The 20564-nt window shown below is 40.3% G+C and carries 20 protein-coding genes; 1 reads left to right on the top strand and 19 read right to left on the bottom strand.

Features of this window, described 5'->3' with window-relative positions; all coding sequences use genetic code 11:
- Window positions 1-1198 (top strand): autotransporter domain-containing protein (locus tag QSH13_RS17510; RefSeq protein WP_286039404.1); only part of this gene is annotated, 1198 nt, incomplete at its 5' end.
- Between the two features lie 76 nt (window positions 1199-1274).
- Here the strand turns inward: QSH13_RS17510 and QSH13_RS17505 are convergent.
- From QSH13_RS17505 to QSH13_RS17415, 19 genes are all read right to left on the bottom strand, one after another.
- Entirely contained in the window at window positions 1275-1919 is a 645-nt protein-coding gene (locus QSH13_RS17505; protein ID WP_109398224.1) for an ATP-binding cassette domain-containing protein, read from the bottom strand.
- A gap of 59 nt (window positions 1920-1978) precedes the next feature.
- On the bottom strand, window positions 1979-2776 hold the full coding sequence (locus QSH13_RS17500) for an ATP-binding cassette domain-containing protein (protein ID WP_109398225.1): 798 nt from the start codon (window positions 2774-2776) through the stop codon (window positions 1979-1981).
- Window positions 2770-3582 carry an ABC transporter permease gene (locus QSH13_RS17495; protein ID WP_109398226.1) on the bottom strand — a complete coding sequence of 271 codons (813 nt, stop codon included), beginning with the start codon at window positions 3580-3582 and terminating at the stop codon, window positions 2770-2772. Before QSH13_RS17495 ends, QSH13_RS17500 begins: the two co-directional genes overlap by 7 nt.
- Entirely contained in the window at window positions 3579-4562 is a 984-nt protein-coding gene (locus QSH13_RS17490) for an ABC transporter permease (protein WP_109398227.1), read from the bottom strand. The genes QSH13_RS17495 and QSH13_RS17490 overlap by 4 nt, the downstream gene beginning before the upstream one ends.
- Window positions 4547-6130 (bottom strand): ABC transporter substrate-binding protein, encoded by a 1584-nt coding sequence (locus QSH13_RS17485; RefSeq protein ID WP_109398228.1) that lies wholly within the window; start codon window positions 6128-6130, stop codon window positions 4547-4549. The genes QSH13_RS17490 and QSH13_RS17485 overlap by 16 nt, the downstream gene beginning before the upstream one ends.
- A 401-nt stretch (window positions 6131-6531) precedes the next feature.
- Window positions 6532-7521, bottom strand: coding sequence for a glycosyltransferase (locus QSH13_RS17480; protein WP_196544456.1), 990 nt, complete (start codon window positions 7519-7521; stop codon window positions 6532-6534).
- A gap of 435 nt (window positions 7522-7956) precedes the next feature.
- The gene (gene hycI / locus QSH13_RS17475) at window positions 7957-8463 is read right to left on the bottom strand and encodes a hydrogenase maturation peptidase HycI (protein ID WP_109398230.1); all 507 of its coding nucleotides are present in this window, start codon (window positions 8461-8463) and stop codon (window positions 7957-7959) included.
- Window positions 8460-8870: a formate hydrogenlyase maturation HycH family protein gene (locus tag QSH13_RS17470; RefSeq protein WP_109398231.1), complete on the bottom strand. Its 411-nt coding sequence runs from the start codon at window positions 8868-8870 to the stop codon at window positions 8460-8462. The genes hycI and QSH13_RS17470 overlap by 4 nt, the downstream gene beginning before the upstream one ends.
- Entirely contained in the window at window positions 8863-9645 is a 783-nt protein-coding gene (locus QSH13_RS17465) for an NADH-quinone oxidoreductase subunit B family protein (RefSeq protein WP_072064386.1), read from the bottom strand. The genes QSH13_RS17470 and QSH13_RS17465 overlap by 8 nt, the downstream gene beginning before the upstream one ends.
- Window positions 9642-10196, bottom strand: a complete 555-nt coding sequence (gene hyfH, locus QSH13_RS17460) for a hydrogenase 4 subunit H (protein ID WP_109398232.1) — start codon at window positions 10194-10196, stop codon at window positions 9642-9644. Before hyfH ends, QSH13_RS17465 begins: the two co-directional genes overlap by 4 nt.
- A gap of 11 nt (window positions 10197-10207) precedes the next feature.
- On the bottom strand, window positions 10208-11941 hold the full coding sequence (locus QSH13_RS17455; RefSeq protein WP_109398233.1) for a hydrogenase large subunit: 1734 nt from the start codon (window positions 11939-11941) through the stop codon (window positions 10208-10210).
- Window position 11942: 1 nt separating this feature from the next.
- On the bottom strand, window positions 11943-13511 hold the full coding sequence (locus tag QSH13_RS17450; RefSeq protein WP_286039405.1) for a hydrogenase 4 subunit F: 1569 nt from the start codon (window positions 13509-13511) through the stop codon (window positions 11943-11945).
- A gap of 4 nt (window positions 13512-13515) precedes the next feature.
- Entirely contained in the window at window positions 13516-14166 is a 651-nt protein-coding gene (gene hyfE / locus QSH13_RS17445; protein ID WP_036934333.1) for a hydrogenase 4 membrane subunit, read from the bottom strand.
- Window positions 14167-14178: 12 nt separating this feature from the next.
- Window positions 14179-15630 carry a hydrogenase 4 subunit D gene (locus tag QSH13_RS17440; RefSeq protein WP_109398235.1) on the bottom strand — a complete coding sequence of 484 codons (1452 nt, stop codon included), beginning with the start codon at window positions 15628-15630 and terminating at the stop codon, window positions 14179-14181.
- A 6-nt stretch (window positions 15631-15636) separates the two neighbouring features.
- Window positions 15637-16587, bottom strand: coding sequence for a respiratory chain complex I subunit 1 family protein (locus QSH13_RS17435; RefSeq protein ID WP_109398236.1), 951 nt, complete (start codon window positions 16585-16587; stop codon window positions 15637-15639).
- A 12-nt stretch (window positions 16588-16599) separates the two neighbouring features.
- Window positions 16600-18615, bottom strand: a complete 2016-nt coding sequence (gene hyfB / locus QSH13_RS17430) for a hydrogenase 4 subunit B (protein WP_109407196.1) — start codon at window positions 18613-18615, stop codon at window positions 16600-16602.
- Between the two features lies 1 nt (window position 18616).
- Window positions 18617-19237 carry a 4Fe-4S dicluster domain-containing protein gene (locus QSH13_RS17425; protein WP_109398238.1) on the bottom strand — a complete coding sequence of 207 codons (621 nt, stop codon included), beginning with the start codon at window positions 19235-19237 and terminating at the stop codon, window positions 18617-18619.
- Window positions 19238-19554: 317 nt separating this feature from the next.
- The gene (locus QSH13_RS17420; RefSeq protein WP_286039406.1) at window positions 19555-20397 is read right to left on the bottom strand and encodes a pirin family protein; all 843 of its coding nucleotides are present in this window, start codon (window positions 20395-20397) and stop codon (window positions 19555-19557) included.
- Window positions 20398-20474: 77 nt separating this feature from the next.
- Window positions 20475-20564, bottom strand: a 90-nt coding sequence (locus QSH13_RS17415; RefSeq protein ID WP_261191188.1) for a transposase, incomplete at its 5' end; no start/stop codon positions are given.

Raw genomic sequence — 20564 nt, 5'->3', positions numbered from 1 at the left:
CGAAGAAGCCGAAGAGAAGCAACGTTTGGCTGACGAAGCCAAAAAACAACAACGCCTTGCCGAAGAAGCCGAAGAGAAGCAACGTTTGGCTAACGAAGCCAGAGAACAACAACGCCTTGCCGAAGAAAAAGCCAAAACGGATGCTAAAACTAAAGAACTTATCCCTGTAGAAGATGAACGAGCACAACGTGCTAAAGAAAAGGCAAAAGAGAAAGAGACAACAAAACCATCGATCGTTATCAGCAAACCTATTGACATTGAAAACACCTATAAATCAATGCAACTAATGGCTGAAAACGGCTATAAGTTTATGGATATGCAGCAAGGGCAACTGCGTTATTTAGCTTCTGCTACATGTTCTGTGGGCACTGAAAAAGCCTGTATTAGTGGTTTTGCACACTATCAAAACGTCAATAAAGCTAATGCAACCCAAACTGGGTTAAGTGGTGCCTATCGTTTTGATGTCAACCATATCCCATTAATTGTAGGGCTTGCCATTGATACCGATGTCTATTCCTCATTACCTAAAGGCTATCAATATCAAGGTTACGCATTACCGTTAATTGGTTTTAGTCTAGATTTAATACCATCACTCAATCCTGAATTAAAGAGCAATGCATTACATCTGTCATTAAAAGGTGCTTACTTAAATCGTAAAATATCCATCGAAAGACAAGCATTAGAAAATACTGAGGCAGGTAAAGGTAATGCAAAAATTTCTGCTTATCACATTGAATTAAAAGGCTATTACCCTTATTCAATAGCAGATGATTTATTACTAACACCGTTTGCAGGGCTAACTTTTAATCAAATTTCACGTTCAGCTTATAGTGAAACTCAAAATGCCAATTTTGCAGCACATTACGATGCCCTTAAAACGCACTCACTGTTGGCCAAAATGGGATTAGGTATGGACTACTTATTAGGTTCATCTTTCATATTGAATACTAAAGCAGGCTTACTGTGGAATTTATCACACCATCAAGGTGATTTCCGTAGCCATATTGATTATTTAGGTCAGCAACACATTGATTATTCAGAAAATAAAAAACAGTTAAAGCAACGTCCATTTGCTAAAGTAGGATTGACTTATCAATTAGATAAACAATCTTCCATTAATACATCAGCAGATTGGGAAATGACCCCTTATCGCAATCACGATATGCAGTTTGGCGTAAGCTACACTTATCGCTTCTAATTCCTTATTGTTATATTTGAGGTTAATTTTAGCTGTATTATTTGGCTTCCTATAAAAATATAGGAAGCTCTTTTTATTAATCGATTGAAGAATTCAAAGTTGAAATAATAGATGTATTTTTTTCTTTATCTACCCACCACACTTTAGTCGAAACCTTCTCAAGAAGCGCTTTATTGTGGCTAAAGATAATCAAGCTTAAAGGACGTTTCTGACTTTCATCAATTAACACTTGCCAAATATCGGCTTGAATTTGTGCGTCTAACTGTGCCGTCACTTCATCGGCAATCAATATCTGAGTACGAGGATCTAATGCGCGCAATAATGCAATGCGCGCAAGCTCTCCACCGGATAATTCATTAGGTCTACGCGTTAACCATTCTGGTTTGATCCTGAGTTTTTCAAGCCAGTTTTTATCTGGCGACCAAGCATCACGAACGCTATCACCGGTTGTTCGAAATGGATTAAAACATTTATCAGGATGTTGAGGAACTAATTGGATCGGGCAATAGCCCTTTTTAGACAATGGACTGTCATTAACAAGAATTGAACCTTGAGTGGGCGTTTGCCATTGCGCTAAAACACGACCTAATGTCGTTTTCCCTGCACCACTTGGTGCTGAAATACCGAGTCGCTCTCCCGCCTCTAATGAAAAGGAGAGATCTTGCCATAACATCTTACCTGCTTGTTCCACAGATAATTGTTTTAACTCTAAAAGAGGCATAAAGATAACTCCAGAAATAACCAATGAAATGTATAAAAATAAAACTTAACAACACACTATTATAATGAATTAAGTGAGACTTCTTTTGTATTGATAAATTGTTGTTCAGGCAATGCATTCCAAAGTGTCTTCAGCCACTCACTACCTTCATGACGATTAAGCACATTAGCAGGAATAATTTCGTTAACCTCACCCTGATTAAGCACCGCTATCGTATCCGCAAACCGTGCAGCCAAGGCTAAATCATGTGTAACCCAAAGCACTGATTTACCTTGATTACATAACTCTCTTAAATGACCTAATAACAAACATGCGTGTTCATCATCAAGCCACGAAGTAATTTCATCAGCTAAAATATATTGTGCATTAGAGAGTGTTGCATTACAGGCTAATACGCGTTTTGCCATTCCACCAGACAATTTGGCTGGATAGGTTTTTACCAATGAACCTGAAAGATGATAAAGCCCTAACTGTTGCACAATATCATCAGAGGTGACATCAGCACCACTTAAACGCGCAGAGCGACTTAATTGATCACCGATACAGATTAACGGATTAAGAGCGCTGACACCTTGAGGAATATAACAGAAAGTATTCCCACGATAAGCAATAAGTTCCCGTTCACTTAGTGTATGCCCATTCAATTTAATCGCACCACGAACTCGCATATTGGCGGGCAAAAGTCCTAGCGCACTTTGTAATAACAGGCTTTTACCTTCACCACTGCTCCCCACTAATGCCAACATTTTTCCAGGTTTAATCTCTAACGAGATTGATTTTAGCAACGGCTGCCAATTTCGTTTTCCTAACCAACGAAATTGTGCAATATCAATGGAAAGTTGTTCAAAACTTAACATCCTGCCCCTCTTAGCCATAATTGTTGCATTGCTTTAGCAAATTGATCGAAGATCAAGACTAAGCACATCAAAATTAATCCTGGAAATACTACCATCCACCAAGAGCCTGTACTTAAATAACGTAGCGCATCGGCCAGTAATAAGCCGAGTGAAGGTTCATGAGCGGCCTGACCAAAACCGAGAAAACTTAACGCTGCGCTATGCAATACTGCATGAGGAAACATTAATAAAGTTCCCACGATCCACTGAGGTAATAACATTGGGATATAGTGTTTTTTTACACATTCAAAAGGCGTATTACCAATACGACGCGATAACATCACATAATCAGCTTCTCTAATACGTTGAATTTCACCTCGCAAAATTAAAGCCAATTTAGGCCAATGTGTTAATGCCACAGCCCAAATAACACCTTGTTGCCCACCACCTAATGTAAAACAAATTAAAATCAGCAGTAATAAATGAGGTAAGGCTAAGAGCGCATCAACAACGCCTCTTACTAGAAAATCACAATAACGATTAATTGAGGAAATACCGGCAAAAATTAAAGCGATAACACCACTCACAACCGCACTCGTCACACCAATATTTAAACTACTTAACATACCTTGGAAACAACGTAACCATAAGGAACGACCTAAGTTATCAGTCCCAAACCAATATTGATCTGATGGGGCTTGATTCCTAGCCAGAAAATCCATTGCGATATCCGTATGAGAGACAGAAAATCCATACGCCACTAACCCAATTAATGCGAGGGCTACTAATAGAAGTCGCAACAAAGGCTTGTTCGGATCGTAAATCATGAGTCTCGCAAAATTCCTTTATTAATACGTCGCAATAGTAAATTAGAGATACTATTACCAAAAAAAATCAAAATAGTACTAAAGACAACAATACCCATTAACAGAGGAATGTCTCCTCGTAATCCAGCATCAACGGTTGCCTGCCCTAACCCCGGATAAGCAAATACTTTTTCAGCCAAAAGAGAGCCACCAAGTAATTCACCAATTGATGCAAACTGTAAGCAAAGTGCAGGCGTAATGGCATGACGTAGAACATGAAATAGCATCATAGCCCAACCTTTATCGCCTTGTGCCTTAGCAAAATGGATAAATTCACTGCCCATCACTTCGGCAACTTTCGCGCGAGTATGCAGTGCGATATTCCCAGTGCCTAATAATCCAAGAGCAATCATAGGTAAGATAAGATGAGAGAAACGCTGGCTTAAGGTTGCTGTTTCAGCACTACTTCCCATCGGCCACGCACAACAAATTGGCGCCCAATGTAAGGTGACAGAAAACAGAGATAGCAGAAGTAATCCCACCCAGAATGTCGGTAATGCAGCTAATAGATAAGATAAAGTAGAGATAATTCTATCTGGCCAGCGGTTAAGATATCTACCCGCGACTAATCCCATCACAACACCAATAACGCCAGAAAACATCCACGCTGAAAAGAGCAAGATAAATGAAGGCCCAGCCCGTTCACGAATAACATCAATAACAGGCATGTTATACAACATAGAATAGCCAAAATCCCCCTGAATAATTTGACTAAACCAAAGCCAAAATCGCATCCATAAAGGTTGGTCAATTCCCCAACGAGCCGCAATTAAAGGGTATTGCTCAGGAGGAACATTCAATAAATCACTACCGATATACGCCTTAATAGGATCGATCGGTGAAAAACTTAATAAAATAAAAACACCTGCTGTTGTCACCAACAGCAGGCAGAGTAATCGCAGGAAAAAACCTACACTTTGACGTATTACTGACAAGTCCACTTCCAAGTATCTACACTATTTAATAATGACCATGAACCATGGATTTCCGGTGTTCCTGTCCCCAAATCAACACAAGGGTTAGTCAGGTAAGTGTGTTGCACATTCATCAGCCAAGCCCAAGCCGCGTCACCTTTTACACCGACACCGTTTTTGCCATCCCACTCAACAGCTTTCCAATGAGGAACCGCTTCTTGCCATGTATGGGCATCAAGTGCGGCTTGTAGATGCTTTTCGACTTCAGGATTTTTGTAATAACCCGGATTATAATAACCAACACCCGCAGCATTAGCACTGTAATGATGATATAGCTCCATAGGATCTAGGCTACCCCAACCAAATAAAGTTGGATTTGAATGCATATAGCGTTCTACTGTATCCCAACTTCCTGATTTAAGATCCATTTGAATACCGAGAGGTTGCACTAGCGCACGAATTGATTCGGCTAAATCGCGACGAGTTGCATCACCACTGGTATACCATAAAGTAAGTTTCGCTTCTAAACCGTCTTTTTCACGAATACCGCTTTTATTCAGTTTCCAGCCTGCATCTTCAAGAATTTGCTTCGCTTTTTCAATGTCCCCATCTTTGAAAACAGCATCCGTTTGATCCCAAGGCAAACCTTTTACGCCGGTATATGCAGGAACCGCGTAACCATCAAGTACTTGCTCTGATAATAATTTACGGTCAAGTGCGTAGTTAATGGCTTTACGAATAGCGATATCTGCAGTGATATCATTACCGATATCATAACCTTGGGCATTTTTCTCACCTGATTTTACCATTGGAAAAACAATACCGCGGTTTTCAACACTTGCTCTTTCCCACAATTTGGTATTGGGTAAATTCTTAGCGATTGCAGCCGTTGCTGGTGGAATACGCACAATGCCTAACTGTCCACTTTGAGCAGCAGCAAAAGCGGCATCTTCATCAAGGAAAACAAATATGAGTTTTTCAAAATCGTTTTTCTTGCCCGCATAATAAGGGTTAGCTTCAACAATTAATTGCTGACCGGGTTGGAAACTGACCATGCGATAAGGGCCTGCACCAATTGGCTTTTGTGCGTAAGTTTTTTCATCATACTTATCAGCAGAAACGATGCCTAAAGAGCCCAGTACGTTCACAAAAGTACTTTGCGGTGCTTTTAATGTAATAGTGACATGTAAGTCATCATCCGCTTTTGCAGAAAGGAAGTTACCCATATCAACTTTACCGCCACTTGCAGCTGCATTGTTATAGGTAAATACAATATCTTTTGCTGTAAGCGGTAAGCCATCAGAGAATTTTAAATCTGGCTTTAACGTTAATTTCCATGTCTTACCATCTTCACTTGGCTGATAGTCACTTAACATATTGCTATACCAAGAGAGATCCGCATTTTGCTTTAACAATGGGCTATGAAGAAGTAAGTAACTGCCATGGCTCCAGCCCAACATGGGGTCGAAGCCTTCTGTTGGCTCTTCACCAATAGCCAATTTCAACGTTTGAGCAGATGTTGCAAAAGGAACACTTAACGCGGCTAAGCAAGTTAACGTGACCAATGATTGACGCCAACCAAACCGAATAGACATAAAACATTCTCCGATTTTTTAGATACGACTTATCACCAGTCTCTATCTGAATAAGATAAAGAGGCTGAAACAAGATAAATAACAATGATGATAATGCCCTGCAATTATTGCAGATAAAGAATAAAACAGTGGCATCATAATAAAGTTTTTTATTCAACTACTCGAATAATATTCGACAGTTTATTGATTTTACATAAACTTTTATTAAGCAGTCATACTCATTATGGCAAACTTCTAGCAAGTGCACAGTATTTTTCTAATAAATAAGTTATATATTTATCATTGCATTTATTAGTGAGCGCAAAACGAAATAAAATGGCTTTTTAACGAAATTAGATTATTTCATTTTATTTAATATGCATTAAAAATAAAAAAGGCACATTATTGCGCCCTTCTTGTATTTATGAATTTAATATTCTTTTTAATTTAAAATAGCGTCGTCCTAAACGCCAACGTAATCTAAAATTTTTCGCATTTTTCCAAATTAGTGACCATATTCCTCTATCAAAAAACTCTTTAACTATCTGTTTTTTAACCTCAATAGACTGAATAGAATCAATTGAATGGATAATTCCCAAACCTTCTTTTGCGATTTGCCAATAACATGCATTGATATTTTGAGTCACATCTTTATATTTTTGATTAATTGCATCAAGCATTTCTAATATTTTCATGTAATTATGAATTGTTCTAACATGAATAGTGTCATTAGGCGTTGCATGAGAAACAGAACCAGAGTGAATAAAGTAATCGTAGTAACGCTCATCGATATATTTAACACGTTTAGCGGTTAATAATGCTTCTGTTGTCCACGGAATATCTTGATGATGCAAACCTGGCTCAAAATAATAACCATGAGTAAGCAGAAATTCACGTCGATAAATATTTAACCAAGTCACATGTAAGAATTTTTTAGAATTTAATGCCATTTCTAACCACTGTGGCCCAGTTAAAACCCCCGTAGAACGTAATCTATTTGAAGGAAAAATAGGGCGTGAAGGTCTTCCGTCCGCGTAAACATAATTACCATTACAAGTTAAAATATCTAAATTATCATTTTTAGCTATATTAATCATTCTATCATACATATTAGGATGAATTACATCATCAATATCTGGAAAAACAATATATTGCCCTTTCGAAACATTAAATCCGACATTACGGGCAACAGAAACGCCTTGATTTTCCTGATCAATAATAGTGACTTGAGGAAATCTTTCTTTCCATTCTTGTAATATTTTAAGTGAGTTATCTCTAGAACCATCATTAACTAAAATAAGCTCCCAATTATTCAATTTAATAGATTTTAAACTATTGAAAAACTGAGATAAAAACATTTCACCATTATAAATGGCGACCACAATACTCAGTTGAGGTAGAGAAGAAAACATAACCAACCTTTATATTCTTAGCTAAGAAAAGACGTTTCCCTCTAAATAGTTAGTTTTAAAAATTAAAAAAAGAGTAATAAAATAATAAATCAGTCTTAATTCATTCTTAATGAAAAATTAATTTTTAACTAATTAAAGGTGAAATTGATATTTAACAAGGTTAAGTATAATTAACTTCTTTTTATCTCTTATGAAGAAAGGGTTAAGGTGGTTTGTTTTTTAAAAGAAATAACTAAAGGAAAAATTAAGGTTAGCGTGAAGAATAAATGTTATTAGCAGACGCTCAACTCATCAATGCGTAATATAAGTTACAAAAAAACACTTTTTTTATAATTAATGACACTTATATCACTCATTAACGAAAAACATCCGCTAAGCGGATGTTTTAGTCTTTATTTATATCAATAATTTGAGGATACTTGTTTTGTTATACTTTTATTCTTCAATCTCTTCTTCATCTTCATCGCAGACTTCAAGTTCTGGAAAGTAATCAACTCGCCAAGACTTGAGCCCTTGATACACTTCATCAACGGCATTCTTTACCGCTTCAGTCATTGGATAATAAAAACCAACGAGATCGGGTTGGATCCCTAAGAATGTAATATCTGGAATATCATCTTTTAATTGATCGATAAGAAAATTCAGCGGCATATTATGAGTGCTCATAATAAACATTTCCGCTATATAGTCAGGATCTATTACCCTAATCTCACCGGGTTTTAAACCAATATCTGCAGCATCAACAATGACAACACATTGAGGTTGTAATGCTCTTACTTGATAAGAGACATTTTCAGGTGCACTTCCCCCATTGATAACAATCCATCCATCAATAGGATTTGCTTCCATTAACTCAGCCAGCAGAGGGCCAGCACCATCGTCGCCCATCATGCTGTTGCCGACCGTTAATACCACTTTAGGTGCTGTCATTGCTTTACTCATGGTTTTCTCTTTACAATCAAATAAATAGCAGGTTCTGCATGGATTTCACCCAGTAATTTAATCAGCGTTTGGCTCCACTCACTAAAAAGAGGATCGTCATTTTTAATAATCGGATCAAATGCTAACGCTAATAAGTGGGTATGCTCTGAGTTAATATTGATTTCACCAAATGTCAGTAATCCTTGCATTTTACGTTTGGCTTCACCTTCAGGTAATAAATCAATCCATGCTTTATATTTTTCTAAAGGACAGACTAACTCTGTTTTTAGACAATCAATCATACCTACGTGATGACCAATCGCGAGCGAATAGTACATCACTTGTTGCGCTTGCTCAGGAATATCATCATCGCTATCAACAAACTTTTGTCTTAATGACCAAAAGTAAACTTTAGCGTCATCAGGCATAGATGCCCCCTTGGCTTAATGAATAAACTAGACGTTTTACAATCTCAGATAAACGAGGGTCATTAGCTTGTCGTAGCCATTCATCAACACGTCCACTAACTTCTTGAATAGTGGCACCTTCTAATAAGGTGAGAAAATGATCACTTATTTGTCTTCCCTGATAATAACCAGCAAGACGACGAGCCTCACGCTCAATCATCACTCGAGCATCTAAAGGAATAGAAGGCAGGATGAGAGATGCTTTTTCATTCTCTACTTCAATATGCGATTCGCCTTTTAATTTTTGGTCTAACAAACCCAGTGCAACAGCAAATCCATAAATCGTTGCCGCAGGTGTCGGTGGACAACCAGGGATCCACACATCAATAGGAACGATAGATTCACTCCCTCCCCAGACACAATAGAGATCGTGGAAAATACCGCCACCACAGCCACAAGCGCCATAAGAGATACAGATTTTTGGATCGGGCGCTGATTCATAAGCACGTAATGCAGGAACGCGCATCTGGCGCGTGACCGCGCCAGTGAATAACAAAATATCAGCGTGACGAGGCGAGGCTACCACTTTAATACCGAAACGTTCAGCATCAAAAACCGGTGTAATTGCGGAGAAAATTTCAATCTCACAACCATTACAACCACCACAGTCAACACGATAAACATAAGCTGAACGCTGAATATCTTTCAACAATGTCTGTTTTAGCTTTTTAACCTGATCATCAAGAGTGATAGGTTGGCTAACATGATGATTAATGGGAATTTCTGGTAGACTCATTTTATTGTACTCCCAATTTCGCCCACACTAATATTTTCACGACCATCAGATAACAAGTTATGTTTACGCTTACATTCTGGGCAAGTTTCAAATTGTGGGCGCATCGCTTCTACGGTTTGCTCATCCCAACCTGATTGCACTAATAGCTCCATCGCATATTCAACTGATTTTCTCGGCGTAAATGGTTGATGGCATTCACGGCAATTCAATAATTTAAAAGTCCCTTTAATATAAAGATCGGACTTTTTAGTCACTGCTGTTTCGAACATGTCGGATAAAACAATTGCTCTTGTTGGGCAAACTTCTTCACAACGACCGCAATAGATACAGCGACCAATAAATAATTGCCAATGACGCTCACCTGTTTCCAAATTCGTTTCCATCGTTAACGCATTCGCAGGACATGCTGCAGTGCAAGCACCACAGACAATGCATTGCTCGGCATCATATTCAGGCTTTCCTCTGAAACCATCAGGTAAATCCAAGGGCTTAAACGGATATTTGGTCGTTGCTTCGCCTGTTTTGATTATGGTTTTAAACAATTTTAACATCGTTCATTCCCTCACTTGAGCGGCGAATTTTTACGTTCGATGCTGTAACGTTCAATTTCTTTGTAAGAAACTGTTTTAGATTTACGTTTTTTCACATCGACGAGCGTTACCCTGTCAGTACAGGAATAACAAGGGTCAAGGCTACCGATAATTAACGGCGCATCTGAGACGGTATTACCTTGCAACATATAGCGTAATACAGGCCAATTAGCATAAGTTGCAGCACGGCAACGCCAGCGGAATAATTTTTGGTTATCACCCAACATACTCCAGTGAACATCTTCACCACGTGGTGCTTCTGTAAAACCAAGTGCAAATTTATAAGGCTGATAAGTAAAACCTTCCGTTAATAATGGACCTTCTGGCAAGTTATCTAAAGCGTATTCAATCATTGCCATTGAATCTAAAACTTCTTTAATACGTACCATCACACGGGAGAATACGTCACCCCCTTCATAACTAAAGAGTGTCAATGGAAGATTGCCATAATCCGCAAATGGGTGGTCAAAACGCACGTCACGTTTAAAACCACTTGCTCTTATCATTGGGCCTACTGGACTAAAATCACGAGCCACTTTCTTATCTAAGATACCAACACCGACAGTACGTTGTTCCATATTAGGTGCTGATAAAAGTATATCGACTAATTCAGTGACTTCTTTGCGCATTTCTCTAACAAGTTGGATAGTCTTCAGACGCTGATCTTTTAAAATATCGCGACGTATCCCCCCAATTAAGTTCAAGCCATACGTTTTACGCGCACCCGTGAGCATTTCTGCAATTTGCATTGATTTTTCACGAATACGGAAAAATTGCATAAAGCCAGTATCAAAACCGGTGAAATGGCTAGCTAAACCAATGTTTAATAAATGACTATGAAGACGTTCAACTTCTAATAAGATAGAACGAATCGTATGCGCACGACGAGGTACTTCAATGCCTAATGCATTTTCAACAGAAGTCACATACGCCACGCTATGAGTAAAGCCACAGATACCACACACACGGTCTGATAAGAAGGTGACTTCGTTGTAACCCATTCGCGTTTCAGCCAGTTTTTCCATACCACGGTGAACATAGAACATACGGTAATCCGCATCGACAATATTTTCACCGTCTACAAATAAGCGGAAGTGTCCCGGTTCATCAGAGGTAATGTGCATAGGGCCAATTGGCACAACACGCGCATCTTGCTTACCTTCATTCACAAAAGGATAAGTTTCAACTTCAGTTGTTGGAGCTGGGCGTTGACGATAATCCATCGCATCTTTACGCAGTGGATACATCTCTTCAGGCCAGTCATCTGGAAGCACTAAACGGCGTTCATCAGGTAAACCAACTGGGATAAGACCATACATATCACGGATTTCACGTTCCCCCCACACTGCAGCGGGTACACGCGGAGTCACTGACGGAAACTCTAAAGTAATTGGGCTAACATGGGCCTTTACAACAACCCAGCATTTTTCACCCTCTTCCATTGATAATGCGTAATAAACCGCATAGTCCCCGTTTAAACTGCGTTCATCGTTACCGAATAAAACGGGTAACCAACCGCCTAAGCCGTAATACAGGTACTCCACCACTTCAGGAAGTGATTCCGTTTTTACTGTTATCGTCAATTGATCAGCGGTTTGTCGCTCTTCATCAAGAACGGCTGATGGAAACTTTTCACGAACTTTGGCAACGTAATCTCCGCCCAGTTCTTTTCCCTCTTTTCTACTGACATAATTTTGGTAGCTCACGTTACATCTCCTGAACCGATGTGGATGGATTGCTGATTAAAGCCGTTGGCCATGTATAAGTAGGTGACTCACTTTTATCAATATTCATCACGATATTAGCGGCATTTTCTAACAACTCACTGACAGGCTTAGGAATATGAGTTCCCATTAACAGCATAAGTGCAATCAGAATGACCATTGGTAATGTGGTAAAAATTCCCAGTTCACCTTTAGCAACAACATCAGGTTTTGGACCAAAGACAGTTTTAGCCACCATACGAACCAGACCACCTAATACTACAGTCAATAACAATAATAATAGGATAGTTAAGCCAATGTGCTGAGAAGCCAAGCCTGCCACAACAATCATAAATTCACTGATAAAGACGTTGAAAGGAGGCATACCACCTAACGCTAAAGCACCACCCGCAAACAGCGCAGCACTTAATGGCATCACTTTAAACATACCTTTCACGACATTTAAATCACGAGTACCGTATTTCAATAACACGTTACCTGAGCCACAGAACAACAGTGCTTTCGCTAAACTGTGGTTTAAGGTGTGGAATAAAGCAGCCAAAATACCAATTGGTCCACCAATTCCTAATGCGACGGCAATTAATCCCATGTTTTCCACACTGGAATACGCTAAAAGACGTTTCATATCGCGCTGAATAAGAATAAAGAACGCCGCGATAGCTACAGAGAGTAAACCAAAGATTAACAGTAAGTTACGTGTAAATTCAGTACCAATAGCCGCATCAATAATGATGTAGTAACGAATGATGATTAACAGCGCACAATTCAGTAAAACTGCTGATAACAGCGCACTGACTGGACTTGGTGCTTCACTGTGTGCATCGGGTAACCATGCGTGCATTGGGAATAAACCCGTTTTGGTACCGAAACCGATTAAAATAAAGACAAAAGCTAAATGCATCAGTGTTGGGTCTAACTGGTCTGTATATTTCAACACTTCAGTCCAGAAGATAGCCTGATCTGGATCAGGCATAAAGCTTGCTGCGTTGGCATAAACCAAAATAGTACCGAAAAGACCAAACGCCACACCCACACTACAAATGATGATGTACTTCCACGCAGCCTCCAGAGAAGAACGTTGACCATAAATTCCCACTAAGAATGCAGAACTTAGCGTTGTCGCTTCAATGGCTGCCCACATTAAGATCAAGTTATTACTCGTAATGGCTAATAACATGGTGAATAAAAACAGATGGAAGAAACCATAGTAGTTACACAAAGTACGCACTGAGATTTCACCCTCATCCACTTCGTGATTCATATAGCCAATAGAATAAAGCCCAGTTAAAAAGCCGATAATACCTAAGATGGCGAGAAATAATGCGCCTAGGCTATCCACATGAACCCAATTAGCAGCTACCAATATTTCGCCATGAGACATGACATCTGCCACCGTCCCCAATGCAGCGATTAACAATACGGTGATACCAATAGCATGAATACCCGTCACAATAGGACGCGCACCCGCTTTTAATAACGGACTTAGAAACGCCAGTATTGAAAATACCAACGGTGCAAACATTAAAATTGTTAACATGGTTGTTTGGTTCATCTCCTCACCCCTTCAGCGCGGTCAGTTGATCCACGTTCAGTGTGTTGAGCGTGCGGTAAATCTTACGAGCCAACACTGCCATAACGATCACGGCAAAGATGGCGTCAGTGGCGATACCGATTTCGACCAGTTCGGGCGCTCTCCACGCTAATAGTGCCAGTGTTAAGTGAGAGCCGTTTTCCATTAAACAGTAACCAAAAGCTTGTTTTAGGATATTTCGCTGAGTCACGATGCAAAGCAGACCCAACATAAAGTGTCCCAGAGAAACTGCGAGTGCAGGTTTCAAATCAACGACCATTGGTATCTGAATTGGCTCAACCACAAACCAACTTAAAATAACGATAACAGCAGCCAACAACATCAACAGTGCAGGGCTAATAACACTGATATTCGCACTAGGATCGGATAACTTACGGAATGCAAATCCTAAAATAAGTGGTACAAGCAAAACTTTAGTGAAGAAGGCGGTGATCGCCCAAAGTGTCAGTTGGTGTGCATCCAATGTATTGGCTAAAGTGACGAAAATCATCACTAAAACAAAAGATTGCAATGCATAGAACCAACATGAAGCAATTGGCTTTTTAGCGCCAATTACCAGTAGCGAGGTGATCATCATTAACCCCGCCAAATTGTTTACAATAAGTGCTCCAGTCATGATTTATCTCCCTTATCCTAGCCAAGTGACTGCGATAACACTGGATGCAAAGGACATAACAATCAGTATTCCAATCACAATTTGCATTGCCATAGGAACAGGTTGTCCTTCTGCAACTTCTGTACTTGGTTTGCCAGGAACAACTCGACCAAACCAATAGATAAACCAAGTGAAGCTAGCAACAGACTCAATAAGTACTAGCACCATAATTGGTGTCATCACCCAGAAAACGCTCGACAGTTCAAAACCTGCGGCAAAAATTGGGAATTTACTAAAGAAACCATTCATTGGTGGAACGCCTGCGATTGCCAGCGCAGCAACACAGAAACCCACACCCAATAATGGATATTTATTAATTAACCCTTTTAAGCGAGGCAACATACGAGTACCACAGCTATAACTCAGTGCCCCCGCGACTAAGAAGAACAAGCTTTTAGCAAAGGCATGGTTAAAGATGTAAGCAATACCACCTTCAAACGCTTCTCGCGGTCCAAAGATAGAAATAGATAATGCAAGGAAGATATAAGAGAGCTGAGTGATGGTTGACCATGCTAACAGGCGTTTCATATCTTTTTGTGGCAGATACATCATAAAGCCATAAATCAACGTGATAACCGCCATAGTAATACCCACCCAACCAATAAGATGAGGGACATCACCATCTGCTGACATAATCGCACGTGCAAAGATATAAACACCGACTTTTACCATTGATGCAGCATGTAAGTAAGCACTCACAGGTGTTGGAGCTTCCATCGCATCAGGTAGCCAAGCTTGTAGTGGTAATTGAGCTGATTTACCCCAAGCAGCAAAGAGGATCCCACCAAACACAATCAGTTTAGTTGGCTCATCTAAGGTTGCAATTGCGGTTAATTCAAACGTTCCGGTACTCACAAACAAGGTTGCAGCTGCGAGATAAAGACCGATCGAAGCAACGTGAGTGATCAACAACGCTTTCATTGCTGAGCGAAGCGATTTTTCAGATTGATAGTAGCCAATTAATCCCCAAGAACATCCCCCTGTGATCTCGAAAAACAAGAGTTGACCTAAAATAGTCGATGAAAGGACTAAACCCGCCATTGCACCAATAAAAATCAGCAAGAAAGCATAATAGCGACGAGTGCCATCATGAGGATGCTCACGGTTGCCATTGGTCAGATAGCCGGTAGAGTAAAAACTCACCAACAATCCTAAGAACACAACAGCGAAAGCAATCAAGGTACTGACACGATCAATGGTAAAACCAAAGAGCGCAACATCACCATATTGTACTAGCGTAATTGTGGTATCGACTTTACCTTCAGCGAGGAACTGCCAACCTAAAAAAACCGTTCCTAATGTGGCTAATAAAGCGAACAGTGTACATAACCACTTCGCCATCCGATTTGGCATTAAGGACGTAATCAACGCCCCCGCAAATGGGATGAGTAAGGTCGCAAGAGCTATATTTTCCATTGTAATCATCGCTCCTTATAGACCGGTTAAATAGAAAACAAGAGCCAGTGCCGCAACACCGAATCCTAACCATGTCACATGGTGAGTCAGTAAGAAGCGACCACGCGCTAAACTGTTTTCAACCAATGACGCTAATACAAACACCACTAACAATTTCACTGCCATTAAAACTAACGCAATAACAAGTGCAATAAAGGTAAATTCTGTTGCTTTACCGAAAGGAATAAATATGGCTAAGAACAGTTCAGCCACGACCACTTGTTTTAAACCAAGACCTAGTTTCACCATGGCAAAACCAGAGCCTGAATACTCAGTTAATGGTCCTTCTTGTAACTCTTGCTCCGCTTCCGCAACGTCGAATGGCATTTTGCCCATTTCGATAAATGCAGCAAAAGCACAAGCGAATAAGGCTAACAGTGTGGCCGTTGGTGATACCCACCCTTGAGCAAGCGTTGCACTAATAGTGCCGACGTTGGTTGAACCTACAATTAAAGCCACCACAATCAGTGATAACACTAAAATAGGCTCAACTAATACACCCAAGGTTAATTCACGGCTAGCACCAATACCTGCAAATGGGCTTCCTGAATCCAGTCCAGATAAAGAGAAGAAGAAACGATAAAGTGCAAACAGATAAATCAGTGCAATAAGATCGGCTGCCCCAGCAAACAGTGACGTTGCCGTAAAGACAGGCAGTGCCATAGCAACCACCAGCATACTTCCCAGTAACACATAAGGCATCACTTGGAAGATCACACCAGATTGCTCAGGCGCCACAGATTGACGTTTAAATAACTTAAAGATATCTCGATAATCTTGCAAAATTCCGGGGCCCTGACGCGAATGCATCTTGGCACGAATTGTGCGCGAAATACCTGTACATAATGGGGTTATCGCCAGCAAAAAGAGTGCTTGTATTAGTGCGAATATTCCCATCATTAACGTAGGTGCTTCTTGGAAAGTCATAAGTCCCTCTCCTTACGCTGCGATGACTAAAAGCAAGATGACCAGCGCTGCGACAACGTATAGACAATAGAGTCTGAAATCCCCGCCTTGTAGACATTGGATACGTTTTGCAAAACGTTGGATACCACGAACCAGAGGATAAATAATGCGTTCATCCCAGAATGGTTCGACCTTTTCAGCACCGAGCTGTGTTTTATTAAAACCACGAGACAGCAATGGAGATGGATCAAGTTGTTTACGCATACGATAAAGTGGTGCAAACATGCTACGTAATGCTTGAGTAAAGCCCCCTGCTGACACTGCCATGTCTTTTTCCCATACATAACCACACGCCCAAGGATTACCTTTACGACGAAATGCAGGTTGATTGCCTTTTAAACCGAGGTAAATCAGGAATGGGATGAGAGGTAAAGCAATTAATAAAACAAATGTTAATGCTGGAGAGAACATAGCTTGCGATGCAGCATCTGGAACAAGCATTGAGCCTTGAGCTACAGTTAATGCGCTGGTTTCGCTAAGAGACATTGCGATATTGGCAATGATGGGTGCAACAAAAGCGGCACCGACACCTAACACAACACAGAAAAGCGCTAATAACCCCATCGCAATCGTCATTGGTAATGGTACTTCTTTTGCTTTTGTTGCTTGCTCACTACGAGGTCCGCCACAGAAGCTAACACCATACACTTTCACGAAACACATTGCCGCTAATGCCCCTGTAATTGCCAGCATAATAATGGCAATAGGACCACTTAAACGCATCACGAAGTTACCTTCGTAACTCATCGTGAATAGAGATTGATAGGTATACCATTCACTAACAAAACCATTTAATGGTGGTAACGCTGAAATCGCCATACAACCAATTAAGAACGCTGTTGCAGTATAAGGCATCAGTTTGGCTAACCCACCCATCTTATCCATATCACGGGTATGAATTTGATTAATAATGGCGCCAGCACCGAGGAATAATAATCCTTTGAATACCGCATGGTTCAATAAGTGATATAAAGCACCTAATAGGCCAAGTGCCGCAATAACAGGATGGTCTGTTGCCATTCCTACCATACCAACACCAACACCCATTAAAATGATGCCGATATTTTCAACGGTATGCCATGCCAGTAAACGTTTTAAATCGTGCTCTGCTAATGCGTACATAACACCCAATACAGAAGAAACTGCACCGAATGCGAGGACAACAATTCCCCACCACATTTCAGTGGCACCCAATAAATCGATACCGACTTTGATTATCCCGAAGATACCAATTTTAACCATCACACCTGACATTAATGCCGATGCATGTGAAGGTGCTGCGGGGTGAGCTTTCGGCAACCAACTGTGTAATGGCAACATACCGGCTTTGGCACCAAAGCCAAAGAAGCCCAGTAAAAACACCACAGAAGCCATTGCTGGAGAAAGAGAGAGTTGACGGAATGAATCAAAATCAAGACTTCCACTTTCACGCCACATCAAGAAGAAGGCAATCATGATTAACACGGAGCCGGCGTGCGCAATAAAGAAGTAAAGTAAACCAGCATGAATAGATTCATCATCTTGGTCAGCAATCACTAAGAACCAAGAAGCCAGTGACATCATTTCGAACAGGATAATAAAGTAGAACGCATTATCCATCACTACTAAGCCAACCATAGAAGCAATAAACAGATTCATAAAGAATCCCATGCTCCAAGCGCCACGACCTTTATATTCTTGCACATAAGCAAGAGAATAAAGCGCACACACGCTGACTAGTAATGAAATGACGAACACCATAAAGGCGCCTAACATATCCATGCGCACCACAAAGGCAGCAAAATCGAAAGGCCCTGCGGCGGTAAAAGTCGCTATTTCACCACCAAAAATAACCGGTAATGCACTTAGAATACCTAAGACACCACCAATGATTGCGCTGATCCCTGAAATAAGGATAGCCAATCCTTCCTGTTTTTTTAAAAACAGTGCAATAACGCCACCAACAACATACAGGATGACTGACCACAGCAGTAACTGAAGAGGTTCCATATTACTTCCGCTCCTGTGTCAAAGTAGATAAATCGTCGAGGCTCGTAATGGGTTCCATCACAGAGTCTAAGCGACGCGTTTTCATCTGCTCTTCAAGTTTGTCTTCTTCAACTAAATGCAATGCATCGGTTGGACATACATTGACACAAGCAGGACCTTCATCAGAGAAAGCACATAAATCACATTTCACTGCGATTGCGCGGATACCCACATTCCATGCAAGAAATGGGTTGGTTGTTGGAAGGCTTGCTGGCACATCAGCCAACATATCTTCAGGTACAAAGTGTTCAAAAACAGCCGGTAAGTTAACGGGTTTACTGCCTGATGGTGTAATTGCACCAAAAGGACAAACCAGACCACACAACTTACAGCCAATACACAGGCTCTCATTAAGAAAGATCATATTATCTTCATGAGTGATGGCATTGACTGGGCACACGCGAGCACAAGGAGCATCCTCACAGTGCCGACAAAGCATCGGTGCTGTCTGATCCTCCACTTTTACCACTGTAAGACGCGGATGCGCCTGTAACCCCACAGCTTGATGAACTTCCGAACAAGCTGCCATACAGGTATTACACCCTATGCATCGTTGTGGCTCTGCAATTACAAAGCGATTCATTCGCCACATCCTCCGAGAAAAACGTTTAACAGCATTACTGTCGTCAATTTTTCTTTAGATGAAGCATATTTCATGCCAAGAAAGGCTCTAATTTATTTATTATAAAAATCATTAGGTTAAAAAAGAAAAGAAAAACCAAAAATGACGTGTCGACAATTATGACGTTGACAGTAAGTGGCGAGTTTTAAACAACAATTTTTGTCATCACAATAATGGGATATCAAAAAAGTAAAACACAAAAAAATAGCTGAATTATCTTTAGATAACTCAGCTAAGTTTAACTACATCATATTGCTACTTGATTTATAAAATATAATTTAAGGCATAACAGGCGATACCAGCGGTGTTCTTTCATCATTAACCACTTTGCCAAACCTTTCACTGCCTGCATTCCAATCGGTAATTGCTTGTTGCATTTCTTCTTTGCTACGACCAATAAAATTCCACCACATCAAAATTTTTTCATTTAAAGGTTCACCACCTAAAAAGAGAATTTGGGTATTATCACTAAATTCAATTGTTAATGATTCAGCGTGTTGTATCCCAATATAAGCAAGTTCATTCGCAGCAAAGGTTTCCCCTTCTATTACCATTTCTCCAGTTAAGACAAAAAGCCCATATTCATATTTAGCGTGTAATGACAAGGAAATACGAGTGGCATGTTTTGCCATAATATCCATACCAATCATGGGCAATAAACATAACACTGGAGAGGTGTGGCTTTGATAGCCACCGATTAATAACGTGAAATCAGCGCCATCGGCTTGCCATTTGGGTAAATCAGGATAGTGATCAAAGCGTGGTGGCATATTTCTTTTGTCATTTGGTAACACTATCCACAATTGTGCCAAATGAACTTTTTTTTCATCACCATGACTGTCTTCTGAATGGCTAATACCGTGGCCTGCTGTCATTAAATTAACTTGTTGAGGTCGAATAACTTGCTGAAAACCTAGGCTATCGCGATGTAAAATTTCCCCTTCTAGCATCCAAGTAAAGGTTTGCAAGCCAATATGAGGATGGGGAGAAATAGCCAATTTATCGATAGTATCATTAAAAATAGTAGGACCTAGATGATCGAGAAAACACCAAGGCCCTAATAAACGTTGTTTTTTATCAGGTAGCGCACGATAAGTCTCAATTCCTCCAACATCACGCATTTTAGCGAAAAACGCCGTAAACCCTCGCCCAATGCGGGCGGGGGATATAAGGCGAAAAGCCCGCAGGGCTTTAAAGATCAATCAGGCGTTGACTGACTCTGAACGTAGGCTCTGAACGTTTCAATCGTTGCCCCTCCGGTGCTACAGACAAAGTACGATCTCGACCA

The sequence above is a fragment of the Proteus faecis genome (assembly GCF_030286765.1).
Taxonomy (GTDB): domain Bacteria; phylum Pseudomonadota; class Gammaproteobacteria; order Enterobacterales; family Enterobacteriaceae; genus Proteus; species Proteus faecis.
This window is presented reverse-complemented; position numbering and strand designations above follow the sequence as displayed.